Raw genomic sequence first — 6,832 nt, 5'->3', positions numbered from 1 at the left:
GGGAGGGTCACACCCGGCCCCATTCCGAACCCGGAAGTTAAGCCTCCCAGCGCCGATGATACTGCCGGCTACGCTGGTGGGAACGTAGGTCAGCGCCACCCTGAGAATACTTCAATACTCTATCAACTTCCTTTTTACATTCTTTCATAAATTGTTAAAATCATTAAAGATTTAGTATCTAATTTTCTAGTTTTCTGTGAACCTCCCACGATAATTGGCAAAGTAATTTTTTAAACGCCAAACTCCACCATCAGGGGGGTGTGATCGGAATCGTGGAGGAAGTCCGGTACGAAGTGCCGCTTGCAATCCAAGCCTCTATAAAGGATATGGTCCAAGGGATGGCCTCTGAAAGTTTTGATTTTTTCCGAGGAGAACGGGACTCTCTTGAGGGCGAGTTTCTGTCGAAAATTTTCAAGTACATGCATCCGTTTTTCACTCCAGCTATTGAAGTCTCCCGCTACGATCATCGGACCGGTGATGTTTCGTAAATACTCTTGCAATCTTCTCATCTCTTTCTCGTAGATGCGCGCTGCTCTAAAATTGATGGCATGGAGATTGACCAGCGTGAGCGTTTCCCCGTTTGTCAATCCATATCGAGTGATGAGGCTTCCTTTGCCGGGTCCGATGATCGCCTCTTTGGCATGGCTGGCAATGGCAATCGCTTCTAGAGCCGTCGGTGTTGACGCCGTCAGCAGGCCGTACCGTAGGCTTCCTTGTTGGAGATTGGGGGCACTGCAATAAGAAAAGTTTGGAAGCAAAAAGGGGGCGGATGGCGGTCGCATTCTCGCTTCTTGTATGAGAATGAGATGGATGTTCCAGGTATCCTTGATCATTTCGAAGAGTCGGCGATAATGTTTGGTGTCGGTGGATTTGTTGACGTTCCACACCAAGAGACCGAAGGATTCGGGAAGGCTCTCCAAGGGGTCTTTTGCATGGTGGCAAGAGGCTTGAATATCTCTGATAAAAAACATATTGTGTATAATCCCCCTATATCGCCGTGATTCTATCATTAGCGTACCGGAAAGCTACTGAAGGGGGAGAGGAATGTCTTGGAGTATGGAATTGTTGTTGGGCTTGATGGCCTTGATGCACCTGTTGGGAATCTTTTCCGCCTACAAGGCCATGATGGAGACTCGGACCTCTCAAGGAGCGATCGCTTGGGTGATTTTTTTGTTGACTTTTCCCTATGTGGCGGTGCCGCTGTATTGGATTTTCGGGCGCAGTCGCTTTGTCGGTTACTATAAGGTCAAAGAGACGGTAGATCGGCAAGTCAAAGGGCGTTTGGAGCGACTGCTCGAATCGCTACATCCCTATCGTCGTTTCCAAGGGAATGAGGATCATGCGGCTATGGTGGCCGAGAAGCTGGCGGATCTGCCTTTTACCGTTGGGAACCGCGTTGAACTCTTGATCAACGGCGAAGCGACCTTTGCCAGCATTCTCGAAGGAATCGATGCGGCAAAGGAATATATCCTCTTTCAGTTTTATATCGTCCATGATGACGAGATCGGCAACCGGATGGCCGATCGTCTGATCGCTGCGACGCAGCGGGGCGTAAAGGTGTGGTTTCTCTATGACGAGATCGGCAGTCTCGATTTGAGTGAGCGCTATTTGAAGCGTTTGCAAGAAGCGGGGATTCACACCAGTGCTTTCAATACCCGACACGGTTGGAGAAATAAGTTTCAGGTCAATTTCCGTAACCACCGCAAAGTGGTCGTTGTCGATGGGAAACGGTGTTGGGTCGGCGGGCACAATGTCGGAGACGAATATCTTGGGAAAGATCCCAAAATGGGTTTTTGGCGTGATACCCATGTGGCTATCGAGGGGCCGGCAGTCATGGGGGCGCAGATTTCCTTTGCCGAAGATTGGTACTGGGCAAAATCAGAGAAACTGGATGCGTTGCGTTGGGATCCGGTGGTCTCGTCGGGAGAGGCCGCTGCGCAGGTCATCCCTACGGGGCCTGCGGATTGGATGGATACGGCGGAATTGATGTATTTGCACGCGATTGACCAGGCCAAAGAACGGCTGTGGATCGCCTCACCCTACTTTGTCCCCGACGATGCGGTAGTCTATGCGTTGCAGTTGGCGGGATTGCGTGGGGTAGATGTGCGGATTTTGATTCCCGAAAAATCGGACAGCCTGCCGGTCTGGCTGGCCGCCTTCAGTTATCTGGCGGATGCGGGCAAAACCGGGGTGCGCTTTTTCCGGTATCAAAAGGGCTTTCTCCATGAGAAGGTGATGCTGATCGATGACCAGTTGGCCACGGTGGGGACGGCCAATTTTGACAACCGATCTTTCCGGCTCAATTTCGAGATCACGGCGATAGTGGAGGATCGAAAATTCGCAGCGGAAGTCGAGCAGATGTTCCTGGATGACTTTACCGTCTCCCGGGAGATCGATTCGAAAATTTTGGAGCAGAAGCCCTGGTGGTTCCGTGTGGGAGTGCGGCTGGCGCGCCTGAGTGCGCCTGTGCTCTAAGAGATTTTATAGGGTTTCGAGAATCCGGAACTCTCCGGAGTCCGGATCGTAGCCTCCGCGATGCACCTGCATCTGCTTGGTATCCACATCAAAAAGCCAGAAACACTCCCTCCCTTCCATGCTCACGCTTCCCGCACAATAGAGATCGATCGCCAAGCCTTCCTTTTTTAGCGGTGTGCGGTAGCAGCGATGGATATGTCCGTTGAGAATGGCGCCCCGTCTGATGGGGCGGCAGGCACGGAGGAAATCGTCGGCATTGCGCAGTCCGTGATTGGGACGGTCGGGGGTGCCGTCGGCCAGGCGGGCGGCGTAATGGGTCATCACGAAGATCCAACGATCTTCCAGCCGGGGATCGGCAAGAATCTTCTCCAGTGCTTCCAGTTGAACGGGGGGGATGTGTCCGTCGGAGCGCCAGGGGAGGGGGTTGGGTTTCGCGCTGTTGACGGCAATGACGGCAAGATGGTCTCCAAAGAGCCGAACGATGGGGCAGGGGCCATCGACGGCATACTGGGGCCAGTCGGTATGCATGTATTGCCCAAAGTAGAGGTGGAAGTGGTCCCCACGGATCACGTCACCGCTGTAGACATCATGGTTGCCGGGGATGACGATAAAGCGCTCAGGCGGTTGAGCCAAAGGAGCCAGAAGTTCTGCTGCGTTCTCCAGTTCGGCCGTGAGCCCCAGGGCTGTCAAATCACCGGTACAGAGGACCAGATCGACACCGTATCGCTCTTTGAATCGGGTCAGAGCGGCTATTTTGGCTTCGGCGTTGTCGAAATAGCGCCCTCTTCCTCCCAGCAGGTTCAGGGCGCCGATGGCCCGTTTGCCGAACCACTTTTTCCAGGGAATCGTTTTGAGGGAAAGATCGAAATGGGGATCACTGCAGTGGAGGATTCTCATCGGTTCCCTCCCAGAAGCGGTGTATCGGGGGGCAGGACCATGGAGAGTGCACCGGGGTGCAGAGTAAATCTAAAACTGTCGGCGCTGTAAGGTTCGCCGTCGAGGTTGATCTGACGGGGGCCCTCTTCGGGGATGAACTCCACTTCGGAAGCCCGTAGAATCTTTTTAAAAGGAAGTAACCAACCCAGAATGGAACTGGGGGGAGCCAGGGTGGCGGGGATAGGGAGATTATCAAGGGTATAAAGGACGATGTCGAAGAGCCCGTCATCCACTTTCGCTTCCGGAGCAAGGACCATTCCCCCGCCGGCCTGTCTTCCGTTGCAGACGGCGATGGCGAAGGCACTTCCTTCAAAACAGAATTCCCCGATTTTCATGCTACCGTAGATGGGTTGAAAATCAAAGAGTTTAAGCAGTCCGGTCAGAGCGTAAGCACCGCCGCCCAGGATCTCTTTGAGTTCGGGAGGCGTTTCGGCGGTGACCACTGCTCCGAAGCCTCCGCTGGCAACATTGAGAAAATAGCGTTCACTGACCTCTCCGATATCCACGTTCGAGGCAAATCCGTCGATTGCGGCGATCAGGGCCTGTCTGGGGTTTTCCGGAATGAAAGCTGCTGTGGCGAAGTCGTTGGCGGTTCCGATAGGCAGAATGGCCATTTCTGGCCGCTGCTTGGCCGGGAGCTTCATCAGGGCGTTGACTATGAGATTGAGGGTACCGTCCCCACCACCGGCGATGACACGGTCGATACCGTCCCGGACCGCGTCATGTATCAAACGTTCGAAATCTTCGGGTTCCTGGGTATAGCGTACATCCAGAGCGAAAAAGTGGTACCGTCGTACCCAGTCGATCGCTTCCTGAACGTCACTACGCTCGCCTTTTGCACCGTTGAGAATGAGACGGATCTTCATAGGATCCTTTCAAATATGGAATGTTGCTTAAAAAGGGTTCTCTCAAAAATTTTTCAAAGAGATTAACTGATTTTAGCAGAATGGATATTGAGAGAATTTTGGAAAGTGAAATCCACGAAGATTTTTTGCTAGATATAATATCTTCAAAGGAGTGAAGATGGCATCAATGACAAAAACTGATAAATACCTAGAAGCTTTGAAGCAATGCGAAGGTTGGGTCACAGCGGCAGAATGGGCACTAAAAGTGGCTGAATTATACCCCAAGATATTAGAAGAAGCAGAAGAGCAGGCTAAGGGGCAAAAAAATGAGACTACAGGAATGAGAGAATTGACTGCTCGTATACATTCCAATGTATCGCGAGGAGCTTATAAAGGGGAAATTGAAGTAGATACCTCCGAACGTCCTCGAAAATTTAGATATGCCACAAAAGAGGAGTTGGACCGTATCGAAGAAGAAGAGTTACAAGAAGAGATGGAGGAATTGACAAGAGCGGAACGTATCCGACGAGACTTTCAAGATCTCAATATTCATGAACGTTATAGATTGGAAGAGATGGAGGCTATTGCCAAAACGTTTAATCACTATTTTAAAACTGATTTGGAAGTTGACCATGCCACTTCCCTTTTTGAAGGGGGAAGGCACCATCCGGACAATATGCAGATTATTTCAAAAACACACAATCGTATTAAAAGTAAATCTAGTTGGAACCGCATGTCGTTGAAGAAACAGATTGAATATCTTAGGAGACTAAAAGAGTATCATTCTCTTCTCTTTGATGTGGATGATGAGATATTTGAATCATTGATGGGCAGATTGCAGAAAGTATATTCTCCGGGAGTAAAAAATCGTTAAACTGGACCAACTTGAGTATAAATATTATGAAAAAAACACCAATAAAATATGAAGGTAAAAGAAGAATTATTTAATTGGGAAATCGATGGTGGCGCGGGGCGGAATCGAACCGCCGACACAAGGATTTTCAGTCCTTTGCTCTACCGACTGAGCTACCGAGCCGTTTGAAGTGGACTGAAATTATATCCGAGTTTTATTAAAAAGTTCTTAAACTGCGGACAAACTCCACAAAACGGTCACCTCTGGCTACATAGGAAGAGAACTGATCAAGACTTGCAGCGGCGGGGGAGAGCAGGGCGACTTCGCCTTGTCGGAGTCTTTCGGCGACGGCCTGCATCGCTTCATCCAGGGTCTTGAAAGAATGCACAGGGACGTTGTATTTCCTCGCTAAACGCGCCAAACGTTCGCTGTTGCTGCCAATCGTGTAGAGGGTGGCGTCGAGTTGGGCCAGACGTTCGATCAGAGGGGTCATGTCCACCCCTTTGTCATCGCCTCCGGCGATCAGGTGAATGGGACGGTCACGGTAGGCTTCGAGGGCCTGGAGGGTGGCGTCGAGGTTGGTGGCTTTGGAGTCGTTGATCCAGAGCCTTCCCTGTGCATCGGTGATCTCTTCCTGGCGGTGACGGTCGAGGCGAAAGGCGTTGAGACGGTCGATATCGGCTTCGTCGAAAAGGATACGGCTGACCGCCAGAGCCAGGAGCGCATCCTGACGAAATGCAGCGCGATAACGGAGTCCTGATGCATCCAGGTCGAAAAATCGCTCCAGAGACTCGTCGGAATTGTAGGGAATGATCCAGGCGAAGCTTTCGGGGGGCTTCAGGTCGGCAGGGATCAGTGCCGGTTCGCCTTCCTGCATGCGAAGAAGCGGGGAGAGTTTGTCAGCCGAGTAGTTCTCCGCATTGCCGTGCCAATCGATATGATCGGGGGTGATGGGTAAAAGGATGTAGAGATTGGGAGAGGCTTCCCGGGTATGGTGCAGGGTATAGGAGCTGGTCTCCAGAATCCAGAGTGGGGCTTCGGGATCGAGTTCGGCCAGCGGGGTGCCGATGTTGCCGCCGCTGAGGGCCCCGTGGGGTTCGAGCAGCCAGGTGAGCATCTGGGTGGTCGTGGTCTTGCCGTTGGTGCCGGAGATCCAGACGGTACGAGGAGCCGGAAGTGCGTAGTGGGTAGTGCGTAGTGGGTAGAGGGGGTGGTCCTGTGACCACGTCTTGCTCTCTTTTCTCAGTCTTTCAGAGAGGAAAAGGTCGTATTCGCTGACGGGATTTTTGGCTTGGGCCAGCAATGGGCTGTCGGGGCGGATGCTGGGCGTGAGGATCTCCATGAGGCTCTGATCGGGATCGAAGGCTTCGGAGGGATGGATCCGGTTGCCGGCGTCATCGGTCCAGGGCTTTTCGCAGCGATCGTCATAGAAATCGAAGCCTTCGCCCAGGAGCGTGGCGATAGCCCGGGTGGTTTTGCCGTAGCCGAAAAAGGAGAGGTGTTTCATCGGAGGGAACTCCGATGATTAATTGAGAATTGAGAATTGAGAATGGAGAATTTCGGTATGCGTTGCTTGGCAACGCTTTTGATGATGGATGATGGATGTTGGATGTTGGATTTTTGGGCGTCACTTTGCGACGCGTATTTTTGGAGGCGGGACTTCAGTCCCGCATACAGGGCTGAACCCCTGCACCCAATGACCAATAACCAATGACAAATGACG

The 6,832-nt window shown here is 51.9% G+C and carries 6 protein-coding genes, 1 tRNA gene and 1 rRNA gene; 3 read left to right on the top strand and 5 right to left on the bottom strand.

What is annotated here, in order from left to right:
* Positions 1-101: ribosomal RNA gene (rrf, locus tag F8I07_RS08750) — 5S ribosomal RNA — on the top strand; the annotation flags it as partial.
* A gap of 129 nt (positions 102-230) precedes the next feature.
* On the opposite strand, the gene F8I07_RS08745 is transcribed toward rrf, so the two are convergent.
* Entirely contained in the window at positions 231-971 is a 741-nt protein-coding gene (locus F8I07_RS08745) for an endonuclease/exonuclease/phosphatase family protein (protein WP_292658481.1), read from the bottom strand.
* Between the two features lie 73 nt (positions 972-1,044).
* Here F8I07_RS08745 and cls point away from each other — a divergent pair, with 73 nt between their 5' ends.
* Positions 1,045-2,475: a cardiolipin synthase gene (gene cls, locus F8I07_RS08740; RefSeq protein ID WP_292658478.1), complete on the top strand. Its 1,431-nt coding sequence runs from the start codon at positions 1,045-1,047 to the stop codon at positions 2,473-2,475.
* Between the two features lie 6 nt (positions 2,476-2,481).
* Here cls and F8I07_RS08735 read toward each other — a convergent pair whose 3' ends face one another.
* Complete coding sequence (locus F8I07_RS08735; RefSeq protein ID WP_292658476.1) at positions 2,482-3,372, bottom strand: metallophosphoesterase; 891 nt, start codon at positions 3,370-3,372, stop codon at positions 2,482-2,484.
* Positions 3,369-4,277, bottom strand: a complete 909-nt coding sequence (gene yegS / locus F8I07_RS08730; protein ID WP_292658472.1) for a lipid kinase YegS — start codon at positions 4,275-4,277, stop codon at positions 3,369-3,371. Before yegS ends, F8I07_RS08735 begins: the two co-directional genes overlap by 4 nt.
* 157 nt (positions 4,278-4,434) lie before the next feature.
* On the opposite strand from yegS, the gene F8I07_RS08725 reads away from it, so the two are divergent.
* Positions 4,435-5,130: an HNH endonuclease signature motif containing protein gene (locus tag F8I07_RS08725; protein WP_292658469.1), complete on the top strand. Its 696-nt coding sequence runs from the start codon at positions 4,435-4,437 to the stop codon at positions 5,128-5,130.
* Between the two features lie 86 nt (positions 5,131-5,216).
* Here F8I07_RS08725 and F8I07_RS08720 read toward each other — a convergent pair.
* A tRNA-Phe gene (locus F8I07_RS08720) sits at positions 5,217-5,292 on the bottom strand.
* 34 nt (positions 5,293-5,326) lie between these two features.
* The gene (gene murD, locus F8I07_RS08715; RefSeq protein ID WP_292658466.1) at positions 5,327-6,616 is read right to left on the bottom strand and encodes a UDP-N-acetylmuramoyl-L-alanine--D-glutamate ligase; all 1,290 of its coding nucleotides are present in this window, start codon (positions 6,614-6,616) and stop codon (positions 5,327-5,329) included.
* Positions 6,617-6,832 lie beyond the last annotated feature (216 nt).

Source organism: Nitratifractor sp. (genome assembly GCF_015487065.1).
GTDB lineage: Bacteria > Campylobacterota > Campylobacteria > Campylobacterales > Sulfurovaceae > Nitratifractor.
This window is presented reverse-complemented; position numbering and strand designations above follow the sequence as displayed.